17 protein-coding genes and 1 other annotated feature are annotated in these 19,020 nt (G+C 51.8%); of the genes, 10 read left to right on the forward strand and 7 right to left on the reverse strand.

All coding sequences use genetic code 11. The features are described 5' to 3' along the window. Positions 1–84: 84 nt before the first annotated feature. Genes PBA01S_RS05355 through PBA01S_RS05365 form a run of 3 tightly spaced genes read right to left on the reverse strand, consistent with a single transcriptional unit; the run spans position 85 to position 1,540 of the window. Positions 85–237: a LysR substrate-binding domain-containing protein gene (locus PBA01S_RS05355; RefSeq protein ID WP_164744090.1), complete on the reverse strand. Its 153-nt coding sequence runs from the start codon at positions 235–237 to the stop codon at positions 85–87. A 33-nt stretch (positions 238–270) separates the two neighbouring features. Beyond that, positions 271–1,197 carry a serine hydrolase domain-containing protein gene (locus tag PBA01S_RS05360; RefSeq protein ID WP_127575502.1) on the reverse strand — a complete coding sequence of 309 codons (927 nt, stop codon included), beginning with the start codon at positions 1,195–1,197 and terminating at the stop codon, positions 271–273. A 16-nt stretch (positions 1,198–1,213) separates the two neighbouring features. Beyond that, on the reverse strand, positions 1,214–1,540 hold the full coding sequence (locus PBA01S_RS05365; protein ID WP_085278250.1) for a YnfA family protein: 327 nt from the start codon (positions 1,538–1,540) through the stop codon (positions 1,214–1,216). A 169-nt stretch (positions 1,541–1,709) separates the two neighbouring features. Between PBA01S_RS05365 and PBA01S_RS05370 the strand changes: the two genes are divergently transcribed. From PBA01S_RS05370 to PBA01S_RS05380, 3 genes are all read left to right on the forward strand, one after another. After that, positions 1,710–2,027, forward strand: a complete 318-nt coding sequence (locus tag PBA01S_RS05370; RefSeq protein WP_016311955.1) for a thioredoxin family protein — start codon at positions 1,710–1,712, stop codon at positions 2,025–2,027. A 57-nt stretch (positions 2,028–2,084) separates the two neighbouring features. Then, the gene (locus tag PBA01S_RS05375) at positions 2,085–2,774 is read left to right on the forward strand and encodes a VOC family protein (RefSeq protein ID WP_016311956.1); all 690 of its coding nucleotides are present in this window, start codon (positions 2,085–2,087) and stop codon (positions 2,772–2,774) included. 100 nt (positions 2,775–2,874) lie between these two features. Then, the gene (locus PBA01S_RS05380) at positions 2,875–3,678 is read left to right on the forward strand and encodes a TetR/AcrR family transcriptional regulator (protein WP_016311957.1); all 804 of its coding nucleotides are present in this window, start codon (positions 2,875–2,877) and stop codon (positions 3,676–3,678) included. A 58-nt stretch (positions 3,679–3,736) separates the two neighbouring features. On the opposite strand, the gene PBA01S_RS05385 is transcribed toward PBA01S_RS05380, so the two are convergent. After that, complete coding sequence (locus PBA01S_RS05385) at positions 3,737–4,525, reverse strand: ABC transporter permease (RefSeq protein ID WP_016311958.1); 789 nt, start codon at positions 4,523–4,525, stop codon at positions 3,737–3,739. After that, positions 4,522–5,400 (reverse strand): ATP-binding cassette domain-containing protein, encoded by an 879-nt coding sequence (locus tag PBA01S_RS05390; protein WP_127575504.1) that lies wholly within the window; start codon positions 5,398–5,400, stop codon positions 4,522–4,524. The genes PBA01S_RS05385 and PBA01S_RS05390 overlap by 4 nt, the downstream gene beginning before the upstream one ends. Before the next feature lie 369 nt (positions 5,401–5,769). Here PBA01S_RS05390 and PBA01S_RS05395 point away from each other — a divergent pair, with 369 nt between their 5' ends. From PBA01S_RS05395 to PBA01S_RS05405, 3 genes are all read left to right on the forward strand, one after another. Further along, positions 5,770–10,854 carry a discoidin domain-containing protein gene (locus PBA01S_RS05395; RefSeq protein ID WP_127575505.1) on the forward strand — a complete coding sequence of 1,695 codons (5,085 nt, stop codon included), beginning with the start codon at positions 5,770–5,772 and terminating at the stop codon, positions 10,852–10,854. A 180-nt stretch (positions 10,855–11,034) separates the two neighbouring features. Beyond that, positions 11,035–11,712 (forward strand): SDR family NAD(P)-dependent oxidoreductase, encoded by a 678-nt coding sequence (locus PBA01S_RS05400; protein WP_127575506.1) that lies wholly within the window; start codon positions 11,035–11,037, stop codon positions 11,710–11,712. A 223-nt stretch (positions 11,713–11,935) separates the two neighbouring features. Then, complete coding sequence (locus PBA01S_RS05405; RefSeq protein WP_016311962.1) at positions 11,936–12,469, forward strand: polymer-forming cytoskeletal protein; 534 nt, start codon at positions 11,936–11,938, stop codon at positions 12,467–12,469. Positions 12,470–12,513: 44 nt separating this feature from the next. On the opposite strand, the gene PBA01S_RS23445 is transcribed toward PBA01S_RS05405, so the two are convergent. After that, positions 12,514–12,633, reverse strand: coding sequence for a DUF6199 family natural product biosynthesis protein (locus PBA01S_RS23445; protein WP_486187852.1), 120 nt, complete (start codon positions 12,631–12,633; stop codon positions 12,514–12,516). Positions 12,634–12,775: 142 nt separating this feature from the next. Between PBA01S_RS23445 and PBA01S_RS05410 the strand changes: the two genes are divergently transcribed. The 3 genes from PBA01S_RS05410 (at position 12,776) to PBA01S_RS05420 (ending at position 15,562) form a co-directional block, all read left to right on the forward strand. Further along, positions 12,776–13,606, forward strand: a complete 831-nt coding sequence (locus tag PBA01S_RS05410; protein WP_127575507.1) for an AraC family transcriptional regulator — start codon at positions 12,776–12,778, stop codon at positions 13,604–13,606. Between the two features lie 117 nt (positions 13,607–13,723). Further along, positions 13,724–14,932: a multidrug efflux MFS transporter gene (locus PBA01S_RS05415; protein WP_028537733.1), complete on the forward strand. Its 1,209-nt coding sequence runs from the start codon at positions 13,724–13,726 to the stop codon at positions 14,930–14,932. Positions 14,933–14,965: 33 nt separating this feature from the next. Continuing rightward, positions 14,966–15,562, forward strand: a complete 597-nt coding sequence (locus PBA01S_RS05420) for a hydrolase (protein WP_127575518.1) — start codon at positions 14,966–14,968, stop codon at positions 15,560–15,562. Between the two features lie 36 nt (positions 15,563–15,598). On the opposite strand, the gene PBA01S_RS05425 is transcribed toward PBA01S_RS05420, so the two are convergent. Beyond that, positions 15,599–17,584, reverse strand: a complete 1,986-nt coding sequence (locus PBA01S_RS05425; RefSeq protein ID WP_127575508.1) for an alpha-amylase family protein — start codon at positions 17,582–17,584, stop codon at positions 15,599–15,601. Between the two features lie 135 nt (positions 17,585–17,719). Here PBA01S_RS05425 and PBA01S_RS05430 point away from each other — a divergent pair, with 135 nt between their 5' ends. Continuing rightward, positions 17,720–18,604, forward strand: coding sequence for a helix-turn-helix domain-containing protein (locus PBA01S_RS05430; RefSeq protein ID WP_244268291.1), 885 nt, complete (start codon positions 17,720–17,722; stop codon positions 18,602–18,604). 72 nt (positions 18,605–18,676) lie between these two features. Further along, positions 18,677–18,942 (forward strand) — a binding site (T-box leader). The last annotated feature ends 78 nt before the right edge of the window (positions 18,943–19,020 follow it).

The following is a 19,020-nucleotide window of genomic DNA, read 5'->3' on the forward strand; positions in this document are numbered from 1 at the left end:
AAGTTAGCGTGCAGATGGCATCTTGACCCGCGTCTAATCGAAAAACAAGCCCATTCCAATGGTGGAATGGGCTTGTTCATGTCACTAGTTTTGCTTCTCCTCGCTCAGACTTTTGACGTATTCGATAAACCGTCTAGCCGCCGGTGAGACGTAACGGTCTTTTCGCCATTTCAGGCCGAGCTCCCATTGCCAGCCTTCTTCTTGAATCGGAATCCATGCAAGCCCATCGAGTTCCAAGCCCATGGTCTTCGTGCAATACCGGTTCTTTTTTTACACTAAATAAGGTGCAATACATAAGCGGAACATCTCTGTTGGCGGACGTGTCTGCTTCCGTTGATCTTGGGTCAGCACAACCACCGTCTCCAAGCTAGGAATGACATATATGAACTGCCCACCGTATCCACGAGCATAGAAAAAATCAAATCTCGGATGCCCGTCCTCTCCATAAACGTCCACCCACCAATGCCAAGCATAACAGCCGCGCCAAGGGGATTCGACATCGATCGCAGGCTTTACGGATTCCGCCACAAGTTCTGCCTGGATCACCTGCTGGCCTTCCCATTTGCCGCCCTGCAAGTAAAGCAAACCAAATTTCAACATGTCCTGCGGACGAAGCCACATGCCAAATCCACCGGTATGAATGCCCTGCGGGTCCTGCTGCCAACGATACGTCTCAATGCCCAGCGGGCCAAACAGATGCTCCTCGGCAAATTGCGCCACCGGGATGCCGGTGACTTGGACAAGGATCGCCGATAACAGCTGAGACGCTCCGGAGTTGTATTCCATCCGGTCCCCGGGGCGGTCAGCCATCGGCTGCTCCAGCGCAAACTGAACCCAATTGGGCGACCGGGTCATACGTGGGAACGAGTTATGTCCGCCAAACTCCGTCCAATTCCACCCAGCCGTCATCGTGAGCAGATGACGCAATGTAATCTCACGTTTTCGCTCATCCGGATCTTTCTCCAGCTGTGGAAAGAAGCGGCGAATCGGTGTGTCGGGAGAAGGCAGGAGCCCCTGATCCCAGGCGATGCAGAGCAAGGCGGAGAGGAAGCTTTTTGTACAAGAATTAATTTTGGCGAGCTCGTCCGCAATTTGATCGTTGCGATAATGTTCAAGCACCAGCTTGCCTTGAGTGTGAATTAAACAGCTTCTTAAATCAAGCGGCGCGATGGCTGCCGAAATGGAAGATACATTCATATCCGGGATGTCCTTTCTAATGTCGTGGTGCCCAGAGGATAATGGAGACGCCGATCAGACAAACTGCGGCGCCAAGCCAATCGTAGAGGTCGGGTGTTTTCTTGTCCACCCACCAGCCCCATAACACTGCGAGCGCAATAAATACGCCGCCATACGCTGCATACACACGGCCAAAGTTCGGAAATTTCTGCAGTGTCGGGATCAGGCCGTATACGATCAAAATTAGGCTGCCGACGATTCCGTACCCTAGCGGTTTGGATTCGCGCAACCACAGCCAAACTAAATAACCGCCGCCGATTTCGGCGAGTCCGGCGACAATAAACAAGAGGATGGCGAGGAGCATGATGCAGCTTAGGTCCTTTCGCGTTATTTTTACCAAAGATTGTACCATGGATCCGCGAAGATGAAACCTTGATGAAGATACTGGCTTCTTTACATGGATGCGCTATAATCAATGTAAACAAATCTTCAAAATTAAACTATCAAAACAACAATTAAAGGAGTGGATCCGGATGGAACGTGTCCAATCGGAATCGCAATTCGAGCAATTAATTCAAAGAGACCAATATACGGTGATCAAGTTTGATACGACCTGGTGCCCGGATTGCAAGAACCTTGATCGGTTTATCGGGGATATCATTCAGGAGCATCCGGACAAAGAGTTCTACGCGATGGATGCAGAGGAATTCCAGCCGCTGGCTGAGGCTAACGAGGTGCGGGGGATTCCAAGCTTGCTCGTGTATAAAAATGGGGAGAAGATCGCCCATCTGCACAGCAAATTTGCCAAGACGCCGGGACAAGTCCGCGAATACCTGGAGAACTTGGCTTAATGCGGTAAGCGGCAGAAGCGATGTTCATCGCCCAACCGAAAAAAGGGGATGAGGGACATGAAATTTACGCACATGACGTTATGGTCTGGGCAGCTTCAGGAGACGGAAGTCTTCTATACCGAAACGCTGGGGTTCGCCTTAGTTGAGCACGGTCTGGAGCATTTCACGATTCAGGCGGGCGCGACGCTGGTTACGTTCCGTTCCGCTGAGGTGAATGAATCTCCATATTATCATTTTGCACTGAATATACCGGAAAATAAGTTCGCGGAAGCGAAGCAGTGGTTGGCTGCGCGGGTCCCGCTGATCGAAGAACAGGGGAAGGACGAAGTGTTTTTCACTGCTTGGAATGCCCATGCGGTGTACTTTAAAGATCCGTCCGGCAATATCTTGGAATTAATCGCCCGGCACAATTTGCCCAGTGAGCTTAGCCATGACTTCTCGATTGAAGATATTATGGGCGTCAGTGAAATCGGCATCGTGACCTCCGAGGTCCTCCCGCTCGTTCATCGGCTGAATGCGGCGGGGCTTACGAACTTTCAGGAGGACGATCCTGCGTTTACTCCGATTGGCGACGAACACGGGCTGTTGATCGTGGTGAGGGAGCAGCGGGAGTGGTTTTTCTCCAATGGTATCCCGGCACGTTTCTACCCCGTTGAACTTACTGTGGCTGGCGTCGGACAATTAAGTTTCCAAACGCAGGATGAGTTCTCGTTAACCGCGCCCGGACGAATGGAAGCCGAGGTTTAACGTACGTGTTCATGGCTGATGCTCTGGAGTTTATGGTATATTGCTTATAGGATAAGCGGTTTAGGCCATGAACTTCTCGCAGATATAGGAGACGTTAGACATGAACAGAAAAGAAAATAAAGCGGACGAGCGAACCTATACCAAAGGTCTTCCACACGGGGTAGCCTTAACGTGGGGATTAATTCCGGAACCCACACGCGGGCCGAAACGGGAGCTTAGCATTCCGGAGATTGTTAATACAGCGGTGGCGCTTGCGGATAAAGACGGACTCGCTGCCGTGTCCATGAGTCGGGTTGCCGGGGCATTAGGGTATACGGCTATGTCGTTGTATCGGTATATCCCAAGCAAAGACGATTTGCTGTTGTTAATGCAGGAGGCGGTTTGTGACATTTCTCTTCCAGAGTCCCCGGATCCGGACGACTGGCGGGGGATGATGCGCACATTCGTTTGGAGTACGGTACAGGTCTATAAGGACCATCCTTGGTTTGCTGACCTTCCGATTTACGGTGCTCCGATTACCCCTAACAGCTTGCGGATTGTGGATTGGGCTTTGCAAGGAATGCAGAAGTTTCCGATCAGCGGTTACGCGAAAATGTCGATCATCTTGCTGCTAAGCAGCTATGCGCGGGCATGTGGAATTTTGCAACGGGACATGGACCGGGCCTTAAGTTCAGGCACCAGTCTGGACGAGTTCAGCGGATTCAGCTACAGTGCGGCGTTGAAGGAACTCGTGACCCCGGAGCGTTTTCCGTATCTGCATCCGCTTGTGATGTCGGGGGAATACACCAGCGAAAATGAAGCCGAGAGCGACATTGGCAACGACATCGAATTTGGGCTGGAACGGATTCTAGATGGAGTGGAGCATTATTTGAACCTCGCTCCAAAGCCAAAGGGACAGGTGTAACACGCAAAAACAGGGTAATCGAAGCGATTCGATTCCCTGTTTTTTTATGACTTAGTTGTTAGCGTTGTACTGAACGGTGATGAAACACGACTCGACACCAGATGAAGGCTCCGGCGATGAGAAACAGGCACCATGTAACTGCCCACAGAGCATGGTTTTCGATTGGCCCGCCGGTCAGCAATGCGCGGATTGTTTCATTGGCCGGCGTGATGGGTTGATGGGTGGCGAAGCCTTGAAGCCACTTCGGCATGGATTGAGTTGGGACGAAGGCGCTGGACAAGTAAGGCAGGAACAGCAAAATGAATCCATACCCGCTGGCAGCAGAAGCGCTGCCGGCAACCAGCCCAATCGCAGCAAACAACCAGGTGATCGCCAGAATAAATAAAATAATCACGCCGGCCGCTCCGAGCCACGCTCCAAAGCTAGCGGATGGGCGGAAGCCGACCAGTAAGGCTACACCGATGACGATTGCCGTGGCGACGAGGTTCCGAATGAGGCTGGCGGCGACATGGCCGGTAATTACGCCCAGGCTTTGAATCGGCATCGTCCGGAAGCGGTCGATCACCCCGTTGGTAACGTCCTCTGCAACTTTCACTGCGGTCCCTGAGGCACCAAACCCGGCGCAAAGGAGGATAATTCCGGGGACCACATAATCGACATAATTGCCGGTAGGGTCCAGGGCCCCGCCAAAAACATAGGTGAACAGCAGCATCAACATTACTGGCAGCAGGATCGCCATGACCATGGTGTCCACATCTCTTAGACTGTGGCGAATACCGCGGCCGACAAATACCGCATTGGTGGTCCATACCGAGGGCTGTCGTGCGGAAAGTTGGGCTTTGATCATGCCGATACCTCCTTCTCACCGGAAGTCAGGGCAATATACACATCATCCATCGTTGGGCGTTGAATCGTAACTCTCGCATTCGACGGCACCTGTGCGTGCAATGTGCTTAATATTCTAAGCAGATCCTCAACAGTCCCATCGGTCGGCACCCGGGAGACCAGTTGGTCTTCGACATCTCTAATTTCAACCCGATCACTGTGAACTTGCCCCTTCAGTTCTTCCGCGGTGCCGGTCGCCACAATGTGTCCGTCCTTGAGAACGGCCACCGTATCAGCTAACTGATCGGCTTCTTCTAAATATTGCGTTGTCAAAAATATGGTATGGCCTTGCTGGGCCAATTCCGTGATACCATCCCATAACACGCGGCGGCTTTGCGTATCCAGTCCTGTCGTAGGTTCGTCGAGGAACAGGACCGGGCGGCTTACGATGAGGCTGATGGCCAGATCCAGGCGGCGACGTATACCGCCGGAGTAGGTTTTTACCCGTTTACGGGCCGCAGCCGTCAAGTCGAACTGTTCCAAGAGCTCCATCGCCCGCAAACGGGCTGCTCTCGCGGAAAGCCCGGAGAGACGGCCCATCATCACCAAATTTTCCTCTCCGGTCAGCACCTCATCGACGGCAGTGAATTGTCCGGTGAGACTGATCGAGCGCTTGACCTCGTTTTTCTCGGCGACCACATCGTATCCAGCGACCCGTACGGTTCCTGCATCCGGCGCAGTCAGTGTGGAGAGGATGCGAATGAGGGTTGTTTTACCTGCGCCATTGGGGCCAAGCAGCGCAAATACCGTGCCTGCAGGGACAACCAAATCTACGCCATTGAGTATCGTCTGATTGCCAAAGCTTTTGTACAAACGGTCCACTTCGATTGCATTCATCAAGTTGGCTCCTTTCCCATCTTAATTATTGTATATTATATAAACAGTATATGACGTATACAATAATTAAGTCAATCCAAATGTGAATAGGACAATTGTTATGTGATTCTGAGACTTACGGAATACGATCTCGAATATATGGTACTATATTCCTGTTTTTTAGAATTCAGGATGTCTGCTCTACAAATTGGTGAATCATCGGACGATAATCCAATGTGGAGTGGTACTTTTTTCCACGATAGGACCATTTCCGAGAACATTTTTGCAGAGTGAGGGGACGTGCCGATGGAGAGGTAGTAAACGTGAAGAAATAGGGTAGGAGTCGGTGGTAGAGCGCTTTATAGTTAATCAAAACAAAGGAGAGAAATCATGAAAAGAGCGTTCGTGAGCAAGCGCCATGCCCGGACTGTCTGGGCGAATTTATTGACCGCGATCATTTTATTGATCAGCAGTGTGCAAGTCTTGCCGGCACCGGCAGCTCATGCCGCTGAGGGCGATTATTTATTATCACTATATAGACCGGTCTACAGTTCCTCTTCGCTGGGCGGTAACACGCCGGACATGGCGGTTGACGGGAATGAGAACACCCGGTGGGAAAGTGTGTGGAAGAAAGATCCGCAATGGATCTACGTCGATTTGGGCGCCAGCGCGACCATTTCGAAGATTTCCGTCAAATGGGAGAACGCTTATGCCAGCGCTTTTCAGTTTGAGGTATCTGATGATGAAGTTCATTGGGAGCCCGTGTATTCCACTACGGAAGGCAAAGGCGGATGGACCGAGGTGGACGTTGCTGCCCAAGGCCGCTATGTCCGCGTGTACAGCACCAAGCGGGCTCAAGAAGCTTACGGGGTGTCCATTTATGAATTTAACGTTTATGGCACCGGCGGCGTAAGTCTTCCTCCGAAGCCAGCTGCCGTCAACCTGGCGCTGGGCAAGCCGGTAACGGCGTCTTCGCTGGAGATTAATGAGCCAAGCAAATCGGCTGAGGATAAAGCCAAAATGGAAGAGAAGAACTATTTGGCGAGCAACGTCACCGACGGCAGCAACGATACTCGCTGGTCTTCCATTTATCAGGATAACGAATGGATTTACGTAGACCTTGGTGAAGTCAGCGAAATCGGCAGCGTATCCTTCAATTGGGAAGCGGCTTACGGACGTGCCTACGATATCCAAGTGTCCGATGATGCGCAGAACTGGACCACCGTTTACCGTGAACTCAACGGATCGGGAGGACGGGAGAACATTCCGGTGTACGCGAAAGCACGTTACGTGAAAATGGCGGGTCTAGGCCGCGGCACAACGAACGGGTATTCGCTGTACGAGTTTGGACTTTATGCCTACCGGGAAGGGGATCCGAAATCCACTTATGACATTCCGGAAGTACCAACCACTTCCGCCGTTCAGCTTGGTGCGGGCAGTTATGAAATCAACGATGTAACGATGCTGGAGCCTAAAAATCCGAAGTACCGCACATCCAATATTCAAAGCCCCATCCCGTCCAATGACTGGTGGCAAAACATTCTGATTTCAAATCTGGGCGACGGGAACAGCTTGATCACGCTTCCCCTGAAAAATTGGTATACCAAGCAGGGGCTGAACATTTTGAATCCGGGAGCCGGTTACGTATCGGGCGGTGGAGGTTCGATTGATGCCGACGGCGAATCGGATCTGATTCTGTCGACGAATACGATCAACCCTGCTAACGTTGTCACGAAGATTTCCGGATATGGCGATTATTCAGCCACGGTTGTCATGAGCGACGATGATACAGCGAAAATGAGCACGACGTTCGTCAAAGGCTCGCCGTTCCTTTATAACACATTTGAAAACCCGGATGCGGCGATTCTCCAGTCACAGTTCATCACCCGGCTGTATGATGATAACAACCAGCCGATTCTGCTGAATGACGGCGACACTCTGACCACGGACCACATCGGCATCGAAGTGACGAATCAGGACAAAGCGCCGCAGCCGCAGACGTTCGTTCGCCATTACGGGGTGTATGCTCCAGAAGGCACGGTGTTTATGAAGCTCGGTAATACGATTAAGATCAAATTCGGCCAAGGCGGAAATTACTTGTCTGTGGCTACACTGCCGTCGGCAAGAGACCTTAGCAAATATTATCAGCACGCTTATGCCTTCGTCACGGATACGAGAGTGGACTACCGTTACGATCAAGCGACTTCGCTCGTGACAACGGATTTTGAATCGATCACAGAGCTGAAGCGACCTGGCTTCTCTTCGGAGACGCTCATGGCACTGCTTCCGCATCAATGGAAGATTTCGAGCTCACCGTTAACGGATTTAAGCTACCCTTCGATCCGTGGTTTGTTGAAGATTCGGGAAGGGAACTCTTTTACGACACAAGACCGTTTCTATGGAATCATTCCTCAGTTCGTAGAACCTAACGATCCAACCTACTCCCGCGCACAGTTAATCGCATACTTGGATCAATTAGATGCGGATGTGTCGGGGGACATCATGAGTGATGACCCTTATTGGCAAGGCAAGAAGCTTCATCCTTTGGCCTTAGGTGTCTTAATTAGTGATCAAATTGGTGATACGGAACGGAGAGATTTCTATCTCTCGAAGCTGAAGGAAATTTTGACAGACTGGTATACCTATTCGCCGGAAGAACGATTGCACTCCTACTATTTCCATTACTCGGATGAGTGGGGCGCGATCTTCCCGTATGGCAGCGGCTTTGGCGTGAATACCGGCTTAACGGATCATCACTTCACGTACGGCTATTACATCTTTGCTTCCGCAGTTCTTGCGACGTATGACCAGCAGTTCCTTCAAGATTATCGCGATATGATCGAATTGCTGATTCGCGACTATGCGAACCCGTCGAGAACAGACAGCCAGTTCCCATGGCTCCGCAACTTTGACCCGTACGAAGGCCATTCCTGGGCAGGCGGCTATGCGGACAACCGCAGCGGCAATAACCAGGAAGCTGCCGGCGAAGCTCTGTTCAGCTGGGTCGGCGAATATATGTGGGGGCTTGTGACGGGCAATGACGAATACCGGGATACCGGGATTTGGGGCTTCACCACTGAGGAAAAAGCTGCTGAACAATATTGGTTCAACTACGATCATGACAACTGGGTGGAAGGCTTCAATCATGCAGCCGTAGGCCAAGTTTACGGCAGCGCCTATTCGTTTGGTACGTATTTCTCCGGAGATCCGGAGCAGATTTACGGCATTCACTGGCTTCCGCCGGCAGAATGGATGACTTACTATGGTCGGGACCCGCAAAAAACGAACGAGCTGTACGCCGGTTTGATTAAGGATCTCGGCGGTCAGCAAGAACGTTCCTGGCAGCACATTATTTGGCCGTTCCAATCGATCGGTGATCCGGAAGGGGCGCTGGCGAAATGGGATACCAGCCAAATGCAGCAAAACGAAGTGTTTAATGCCTACTGGTTTATTCATAGCATGGTATCGACAGGTACCCGAACTATGGATATTTGGGCAGATGATCCAGCAGTGACCGTCTATGAAAAAGATGGTGTCTACACGGCGCAAATCTGGAACCCGTCGGACAGCGCCAAAACGGTGCATTTCTATAATGCCAATGGGCCGCTTGGATCGGCAACGGTCTATGCTAAAGCCCAAGCGAAAGTGAATCCGTTTGAAGAGACGGTGCTGGAAGGCCCGGATCCGTCGCAAGGCGTAAAATACGTCGATCGAAACGGATGGACGATCACGGCTTCTTCCAGCTCTGAGGATGTTGGGCGCCTTGTGGACGGCGATTTGTCTACCCGTTGGTCTTCGGGACAACTGCAAGCTCCTGGCGACTGGCTGCAAATCGACCTGGGCACGGAGCAAGCGTTTGATACGTTGTTTATGAACTCCGGCACCAACTGGGGCGACTATGCGCATGGTTATGAAGTTTACGTATCGGCGGATGGCGAGAACTGGAATGAACCGGTAGCAACAGGTACTGGGGTATCGCCAAGCTTGGTTGTATCCTTCGATAAGCAACTGGCTCGTTATATCAAGATTGTGCTGACAGAGCCTGCTGACAGTTGGTGGTCGATTACGGAGCTGAAGCTGGCTGAATTCAGCAATATGGAACCTGTAACGCCGCCAGTGACAGAACCGCAGCCAGATCCGGAACCACAACCGGAGCCCGAACCACAGCCAGAACCGCAACCGGATGAACCTGAACCGCAGCCAGATCCGGAGCCGCAGCATCCATTGCCATCGGACGGTTCTCTAGCAGACCATTCTGGATGGGTTGTGACTGCCTCCTCCTCGCAAGGCCGGGATGTACCGGCTAACATGCTGGATGGCAATCGCGACACGCTTTGGACGAATGGACGCGATCAGGCGAAGGGACAATGGGTGAAAGTGGATTTAGGCGCAGTGTATCAATTTGATTCTCTCGTGCTTGATCCTGGTCATGCCAGTGATGATTATCCGCGTTCCTATCTTCTCTATGTCTCCTACGACGGGGAGAACTGGGGCAAGCCGGTGATCGGCGGTCAAGGGCAATCGGGCCGCATGTCGATTACATTCCCGACACAAACGGCTCGTTATCTCAAGCTGGTTCAAACCGGCGAAGCTAACCGTTGGTGGTCGATTGCCGAGCTTAACGTCTATGATTACGGTATCGGCAAGCAACAGGAACTGATTCCTGACGGTTGGTCCGTTACAGCTTCTTCCGGTGAAGAAGCAGAAGCGATGCTGGACGGCAACGAAGCAACTCGCTGGACGAGCGGCCGCGAGCAAAGCGGCGGCGAATGGTTCGAACTGGATTTGGGTACGGCCCTGCCCGTGGACCAAATCGTCATGGACAGTGCGCATAGCCACGAGGATTATGCGCGCGGATATGAGGTGTACGTCTCGCTGGACGGTCAATCCTGGGGCGAACCTGTCGCTACGGGGCAAGGAGATGGCCCCGTCGTAACGGCAGCCTTCCCGCTGCAGACGGCCCGTTACCTTAAAGTCGTACAAACGGGGACCGATTCGCATTGGTGGTCTATTCATGATGTGAAGGTATTTACCGCTGATTCGACGCCATGGATTGCAGAACCGTTAGCGGGAGAGGACGATTTCCTTAATGTGCTGGACCGTTCTGGATGGATGGTTACCGCTTCTACCACTGCGGATATCTCGGAGATGTTGGATGACAATTTGCGCAGCCGCTGGACGTCCGGTGAGGCGCAAACACCAGGCCAATGGATTCAGATTGATCTGGGCGGCCTGCGGACGATCAGCAAACTGAGCATGGACTCGGGCGAGAGCGGCAACGACTATGCTCGCAGCTATCAAGTCCTTGCCTCGGAGAACGGGGTGGACTGGACGTTGGTTGCTGAGGATGTCGGAACGAGCAAACAGATCGTAACGACCTTCCCTCGGCAAACGGCGCGTTATGTGAAAATCATCCAAACCTCCACGACGCCATCGTGGTGGTGGTCGATCGCCGAGTTAAATCTCTATCGGTAAAAGTTGAATAGAAGTAAGTAAGAATGACGCAGCTCCCGGACGGATACTTCCGTTACCGGGAGCTGTTATTTTGAGTTTATAATTCGAGAACGATAAATCTAAAATAATAATTTACCGAACGTTCTCATTATGATAAACTCAGGATGAAAGGAGGAAGCGTCCAATTGCAGCCTTTCGTCAATGAACATAGGCCGGGATCAGGAGAAATTGAATAAAGCTGTTGCAGCGTTGGGTAGTGCCAACACGATTGGCGTAGTGTCAGACGCATCAGATCCAGAGGGTGCTGAGAAAGCCGTCGCGGCAGCGGTTGACGGCTTTGGCCGGTTAGACATCGTGTTCGCGAACGCCGGTATCAGCGGCAACACGCCGCTTGGCAGTGCAGATCCATCTTTGTTCAAGAAGATCCTTGATGTGAACATCGCCGGAGTGTTCTTTACAGTTCAAGCAGCTTCCGCATATTTGAAAGAAGGCGGATCGGTGATTTTAAACGGCTCCGTGTTGGCAAAGGCCGGCAGTCCAGGATATGCAGCTTATGCTGCAAGTAAAGGAGCGGTTACCAGCATGGCACGGGTATTGGTGGCAGAGTTCGCGCCGCGGGGAATCCGCGTGAACACCGTTGTTCCTGGCGCAACGAAGACACCGATTTGGGGGGATACATCGGTTCCGGAATTTAGCCCGCTCGAAGAATATTTGAAGCAAAGTATCCCGCTCAACCGGATGGGGAAACCGGAAGAATTGGCGAATGCGGTGTTATTCCTAGCTTCGGATGATTCATCTTACGTCACTGGTGCAGAATTCAGCGTGGACGGGGGCGCAGGCTCTTCGCCAATGGGGACGCCAGCACATCAGCTCGAATGAACGAAGCATGAAATACATCTCCCGTGAGGGAGTTCATATAGATACAAGCCGGCCAGGGAGTTGGTCGGCTTCCATTACGAAAATTTAGAGGAGGGAATGTCAAAGATGAACAAGCTGTGACTAGCAATGTGAAATTTCGCACATATAAGTGAAAAAAATCACATTAACAAAAACCACTTTTTTTTATAATTCAAACTGAAGAGAAAAACAGGAGGGAAACAATATGAAAATGGTCAAAGGATTGGTTGTTGCCGGGCTTGCTGCGGCTCTGCTGGCAGGATGCGGTTCAAATGACGGGAACTCGGCGGCTAACGCCAATAAACCAGCGGATGCTACGACATCGGCTTCAATCGTCAATCAATCGGATGCATTCGTGAATGCAGTGAGTGAGAAAGGGACTTGGATCATCGCCATTCTCAACGACTTGACGGTGGATCAAGATGTTGTTGTTGCTGGCGAATTCCACGATAAAAACGATGCTTCGAAAGACATCTACCGGAAGATCGCATTGTATGCGCAAGATGAAGACCACAACGTGACCGCTTCTTACACCTTAACCGTTCCGAAATTGACGGTTCAAAGTGAAAACCTGAGAATTCAAGGCGGTACCGTAAAAGGTGATGTCTATGTTGAAGCGAACGGCTTCAACCTGTACGAAAACGCTACGATCGACGGTAACCTTTACTTCGCCAATGCCGACGTGCAAGCCAGCGCGAAAATCGACGGTAAAGTAACAGGGGCAACGGAAGTGAAATAACAGCAAACCCAAAGGCCAACCTCATGAGGTTGGCCTTATTTTTTTTAGATGAAGAACGATTGGACGAACACATAGATCCCTATACCAATAATCGCGATACCGCTGATTTTGCACGAGAGATAATAGAAATCACTTGGCTCCGCCTCACGCACCCATAACCCCACATGATTTCCTCCCCTAATCAGATACTATATTTACGTCTCCACACGGCGGAGGTTGCGGTTTACCGGTACGTATGGTCTAATCGCAGTAGCTGTAAACTGCATAGAAACTTCACAGGAAGTCTCATTGAGGAGGCGAGCGGTGATGAACCTGAACCATCTACATTTTCATATCCATTATTGCAACAGTAAACAGCCGAATGACGGTAAACAGCTAAGAAGCAGCATCCGTAGAACACTTACGCATCACGAATTACTGCTCGTCACCGGGGGGAAGGGCAGTATTACGTTGGACCGCAAAAAACTTCTCGTTCAAGAAGGCATGTTATTCTACATCCACGCGGGTCTCCCTCATCACATACAGATGGACGAAACCGATCCGATCTGTTTCTATTCCGTCCATTTTAGTTATGCGGGCATCCGCTTTGATGACGGGAACTGGTCCATTGGGCAGGAAACTGAGCATTTGCCGCTTCCATCCATGCAGGTGCTGCAAAACGGTTATCTAGTCGAGGATGCCTTTCGCCGTTTGGCGGCTGCTTGGTTCACTAAATTGCCAGGGTATGAGCTGCTGACGAGAGCGGGACTGGAGCAACTGCTGTATGAAATCTTGGTCCATGCACAAAGACAAAATCAGAACCACGCGGTTGCCCTCAAAGTGGAGAAAGTGATTCAGTACATGCGTGAGCATCTGGGCGAGCGGCTTACATTGGCAGAGCTGTCGGAACTGGTGCATTTGTCTACGTATTACCTGTCACGAGCTTTTAAACAGACGACCGGATTTACCGTCATTGAGTACTTTAACAAACTAAAAATTGATAAAGCCAAAGAGTTGATCCTTGAAAGTGATAAAAAAATTAAAGATATTGCGTTGGAGCTTGGTTTCGCCGATGAATTCTATTTCAGCCGCATCTTTAAACGGACCGAAGGGATGAGCCCATCGGAATTTTATAGCAAAATCGTCCATGGAGTTTAAGATAATGCATGGAGTATAGCTAGTCTTCGCGCTAATATTGTTCTGCAAGAATGTTCATCTTAACGTTCATCTGCACGCGCAGAGGACAGGGGGTTACAGAAAGAAGGCTTAAAGGGTATGCCGATTTGGAAAAGAAATTTGATCGTATGCTGGTTCGGCATGTTTGTGACCGGCATAGGCATGAGCCAGCTTGCACCGATCTTGCCGCTATACATCAAAGAGCTGGGGGTGGATCAGGCGGATGCGGTGTCCCGGTATTCCGGACTAGCCTTCGGCATTACGTTTATCGTCTCGGCGATTTTCTCGCCGATTTGGGGTCTTGCGGCGGATAAATTTGGCCGGAAACCGATGCTCTTACGGGCCAGCCTCGGGATGGCGATTGTCATTGGATGTATGGGGTTTGTCACCAATGTCCATATGCTGATCTTCCTTCGTTTCCTGCAGGGCATCATCACCGGCTACAGCACTGCTTGTACGACATTGATTGCTACTCAGACGGACAAGGCCCATGCCGGTTGGGCACTAGGACTCTTGTCTACGTCCAACATCGCCGGCTCGCTGCTAGGTCCAACGATCGGCGGCTTTATCGCTGAACATGCCGGGATTGAAGAGACCTTTTTCTTAACTGGCGGACTGATGTTAATCGCCTTCATAACGACGTTATTGTTCGTTAAAGAGACGTTTGTACGGTCGGAAGTGAAGGTGGCAGGCATGAAGGAAGTATGGAGTGCGTTGCCGGAAAAAGGCTTGACGGTGACGCTGTTTGCTACGTTTTTTATGCTGAGTGTTGCAATGTATTCGGTGGAGCCGGTCCTTACCGTTTATGTGAATGAAATCTCCCGTAACAGCAGCCATGTGGCGTTGCTGGCAGGTATCATCTTCTCGGCATCCGGGTTGGCCAATATCTTGGCAGCACCTAAGCTAGGCAAGCTGTCCGACCGGATTGGCGCCCATAAAGTGATGCTGGCAGCGCTCTTGGTCTCGGGGATCTTGTTTGTCCCGCAGGCGATGGCACGCAATCCCTGGGAGTTGATGGGGCTGCGGTTCCTGCTGGGAGCTGCTGCAGGGGGACTCAATCCCTCGGTGAACACCCTCATTAAGAAAATTACCCCGGAGCATCTAACCGGCCGGGTATTTGGATTAAGTATGGCGGCTGGCTACTTGGGAGTATTCGCCGGTTCGGTGCTGGGCGGTCAAGTTGCGGCTTGGTTTGGCATCCCGTATGTCTTCCTGCTGACCAGCGTGTTGCTCCTGATTAACGCAGCTTGGGTATATGCAAAGGTGTATAAAAAGCTGCGGGAGCCCAGCCATTCGGCAGCTCTGTAAAGTATACAAGAGAAGGGAAGTTCAGCAGAAATGATGGAAATGATCCAACCCGAAACGAACACGATGATCCTTGCGGAAAAAACCGCACTCGTGCTTATCGATTTGCAGCAAGGGATTTGCCATCCGTCCCGACAAAGTGCGCCGTACGACAGTGCGGAAGTCGTAAGAAACGCGAGCCGGTTGGCCCAGACATTTGCCGAAGAAGGCGGATTTGTGGTGCTTGTCCGCGTATCTACGTTGGATGGCAAGGATATGCTCAAGCCTGATACCGACGGTCATCTCAGTCCAGGCGCTTACCCTGAAGGTTGGGATGAAATCGTGCCAGAACTGGCCAATATTCAAGGGACCCATGTCGTGACGAAACGCCAATGGGGTGCTTTTTACGGCACAGATCTGGGTCTGCAGCTGCGGCGGCGGGGCATCGATACGATCGTGCTCTGCGGCATCTCCACCTCCATCGGGGTGGACACGACCGCGCGCGAAGCGTTTCAGCATGGGTACCATCAAATCTTCGTCGAGGATGCCATGACGGCATCAACAAAAGAGGAGCATGACTACGTCTGCCGCTATATCTTCCCACGCATCGGCAAGATTCGGTCGACGGCAGAGGTATTGGAGGCGCTGCAGTAAGCTTGTGGAAAAAAAGAAAGCCTTGAACCAAGGGGTTCAAGGCTTTTGTGCGTTGGTTGCGTGCTCAAACTGCAGCACAACCATTTGGTGGCAGGACCACGGCGGCAGGGTGTAATGGACGCGGCCATTTGCCTGACGGAAGGGGAGTTTCAGACCCTGCGGTGCGAGATACACTTCTCGAACTGGTGCGGGCACGGAGATCGTGGCCTCGATGTCGCTCAGAACCGGCAGGTCTTCGATGACCTCGACGTTGAGTCCTCGGCGCACTGGCGAGGCATAAAGCAGGTGGTGCACCCAGCGATTTTCGGACGGTTGAGCCTGCAATGTCGTCACGCCTTGTGCTGGAAGATTGGTGTGTACAGTTTTACGTTTCAGTAAGCGGTCAAGGGCATAATGCACAATCTCCTTGACGGGTAAGCTGCCTTTTAGTGCGTAATCCTCAAACAGGTTCCAAGCCGCATAGATGCCGGCGGGACCTTCAACCATACCAGGACCGGCGTCCTGGAGGTTAGACGGCGTATGCTGGTGTGAGCAGAAAGTGAACAGGTCACGGTTGAAATAGGAATTTTCCCGGCTGCCCAGCTTTGTTCCATGAGGTTCAAGTTCGATATCCTGACCGTCGGTATATATCACGAAGGAAGCATGACGTAATGAAGGCAGCTCGAAGTCCGGGCGAAAGTAGGACGGCTTAAACGCCGCATCCCCAAGAGGTTTGGCGCCGAAATCCAACTCGAAATGGGAACCGTCCGGCGAAAGGCCGGAGCGTCCCGTTGCCAAAATTTTGCCGCCATTTGCGATAAAAGCTGTAAGTTTCGTCTTCAACGCTTCGTCGACCGTGATCACGTCCGGCAGGATGACGACGGAATAGGAGCTGAGATCATTTTCCGTATCCACAACGTCAAACAGGTAATGACCCTCCAGCAAAATCCGGACAGCTCCTGCATCGGCGTGCTGTGCTGTGTTTCCGGGCTCCCCTGCGGCCTCGGCGGACAACAAAGCCACGTCAGCGACCGAGTTCACGTCCCGGCACCATTCCTCCTTAGCCTCCACTTCCCGATATGCTTCCCCAATTAACGCATACGTTGCCGGATCCATCCATCCGGTTGGATGCAGCTGATCGCCAATCGAGATGCGGGCCCCATTTGCTAAGCTAAGTGCTGTCTCGTATTTTAGTGCGTTCGGATGCTTATAGCCGCCAAATTCGCCCCATGAGGTGTGGAATTTTCCCGTCATCCCCAGAAACTCCATTCCCAAGCTTTGCGCATAGCGAGCTGAGAGCGGGAAATGGTCATAGCCCCAGCCGCCCGTCGGCAGCGATTCCAACTCCAGATGGGTGTTCAGCTTCGCAAAATCCCGCCGGCCACGCTTGACATGACCGCTGTTGTGAAACACTGGAAGTCCAGGCTTGATGCGATGTACTGCTTCGTCCATCGTTTGGGCATACCGAAGAAATGTTTCCTCCCAAAGGAGTTTCATCGCATCCAGGTTACGGGGATCTTCGCCTCGTCTGCGGATTTCTGCGACGCAGGATTGGCAATAGCATTCGCGCACCCCAACGATATCAAGGAAGATTCCATCGACGTCATAATTGGAGACGACTTCACGAACTTGGTTAGCCAGAATGTCCAAGTAAGGGGTGTTCATGCAAAATTGATGGTATCCCGGCGTCATAAAATCGGGCGCCCAGTTCAGCTTCTCCTGCGGATCGCGAATCAGCCATTCTGGATGGCGGCGCGCCAGTTTCTCATCGAGTCCGGCGGAGAGATACACCGGTGTTTTGACGCTAATTTCGTGGGCGGCTTCGATTTGGGCGCCCAGTAAGTCGAAGGACAGATGCGGATGCATTTCGTTGGCTGTTGAAGGGTGATAGGCCCAACCGTGATGGCATTTGGCGAAGACGGTAATCGAATCCACATGGCCTAACTGGAGCATTTCTTGGAACTGCTGCTTGGAAAAGCGGCTGCCAATCCCTTCAATGGCTTCGGAGGTATGGAAATCAAGATGAACCTGACGGAATCTCATGGACGTTCCTCCCGATCTAGAAATGAGTATCGTACGTTACCTACCATTCTAGGCAGAATCACCGCTTGCTACAGCTGATAAATACGACGAAAAGTAGTACAATTTCTACATCGCATAGGGGGTGAGGATTTGCTTATGCTGGAGTTCACGGCACCGCCGTATCCGCTGATTGCCGCAGTGGGCTGTGCGGTATGGCGGCCGGGGGTGATCCATGCCGAACGGGTCTTTGAGGCGTATGACTTGATTGTTTGCGCACAAGGCGCTCTATATATGGAGGAGGAAGGGCGCTCCTACGAGATGGATGCCGGCAAAATGTTGGTGCTGGAAGCGGGGAAAAGACACCGCGGAACCCGTCCAACCGAGGAGGAAACCGAGGTCTATTGGATTCATTTTTGCCACTCGCCGCATCTTCCGCCGAAGCTGGTGGACAAGCAGAGCTGGCAGCAACCGCTCCTTGCCCGAACGGATCAGGACACTGAACCGCGTCCGGCGATCATTGACATTCCCAAGTTCGCTGACATTGATCTCCGAACGATTCGCCCGATGCTGGACGAGATGGTTGCACTGCATCGCACGCTAACGCCATATCGCTCCTTCGAGCTGCAGCTTCGCTTCGGACAATTGCTCCTCCAGTTACAGCAGGGAATGCGGCAGGGCAGTCCGCAATCCCGATCTGCGGATCTCAGCGAGCAGGTGGCAGCTTACTTGGAAGAACGATTGCACCTCCCGTTTGACGCAGAGGAACTGGAGCGAGACCTGCATTATCATTTTGATTATTTAGCAAGATGTTTGAAGCAGCATACGGGAATGAGTCCGCTGCAATACCGTCATCATCAGCAGATTGAACGGGCTAAGCGGTTGCTTGCCCATACGGACGAGCCGCTCAAACGGATCGGCGAGCAATGCGGGATCTCGGACCCCAATTATTTCTCCCGATTGTTCAAACGAGAGACGTCCTTGACCCCGGGAGCCTACCGAAACCGATTCCGCGTCATTCAAATGGATGAAAAGGACAAGTAGGTAAAGCTGAAAATTTCTTGAAACCAGTTTACGTTCCGCCAGGAATCTGGTAATATTATCGCAACATGTAATGTAAATGCGATGACGAGAAGAGTAAGTAAAGCGAACCTTTCCAGAGAGCTCCGGTACGCTGAGAAGGAGCAAAGCGTGACTTTACTGAAGAAAGCCTCTGAGCAGCACATCGGAACGTGTAAATCGGCGGGATGGTGTGACAGGAGCTCCTGTTATAGAGCTAGAGTATACGCTTGGCAGCGTCAGGCTGTACTTGAAGAGGTTAATATGGCGACATATTAGCGAACCTGGGGTGGTACCGCGAGCATACCAATCTCGCCCCCAAGACGAAAGTCTCGTCTTGGAGGCGGGATTTTTTTATGACATAATTCCAATACTCACAAGGAAAGGACTGGATGTTAGAA

It is taken from the genome of Paenibacillus barengoltzii NBRC 101215 (assembly GCF_004000745.1).
Taxonomy (GTDB): Bacteria; Bacillota; Bacilli; order Paenibacillales; family Paenibacillaceae; genus Fontibacillus; species Fontibacillus barengoltzii.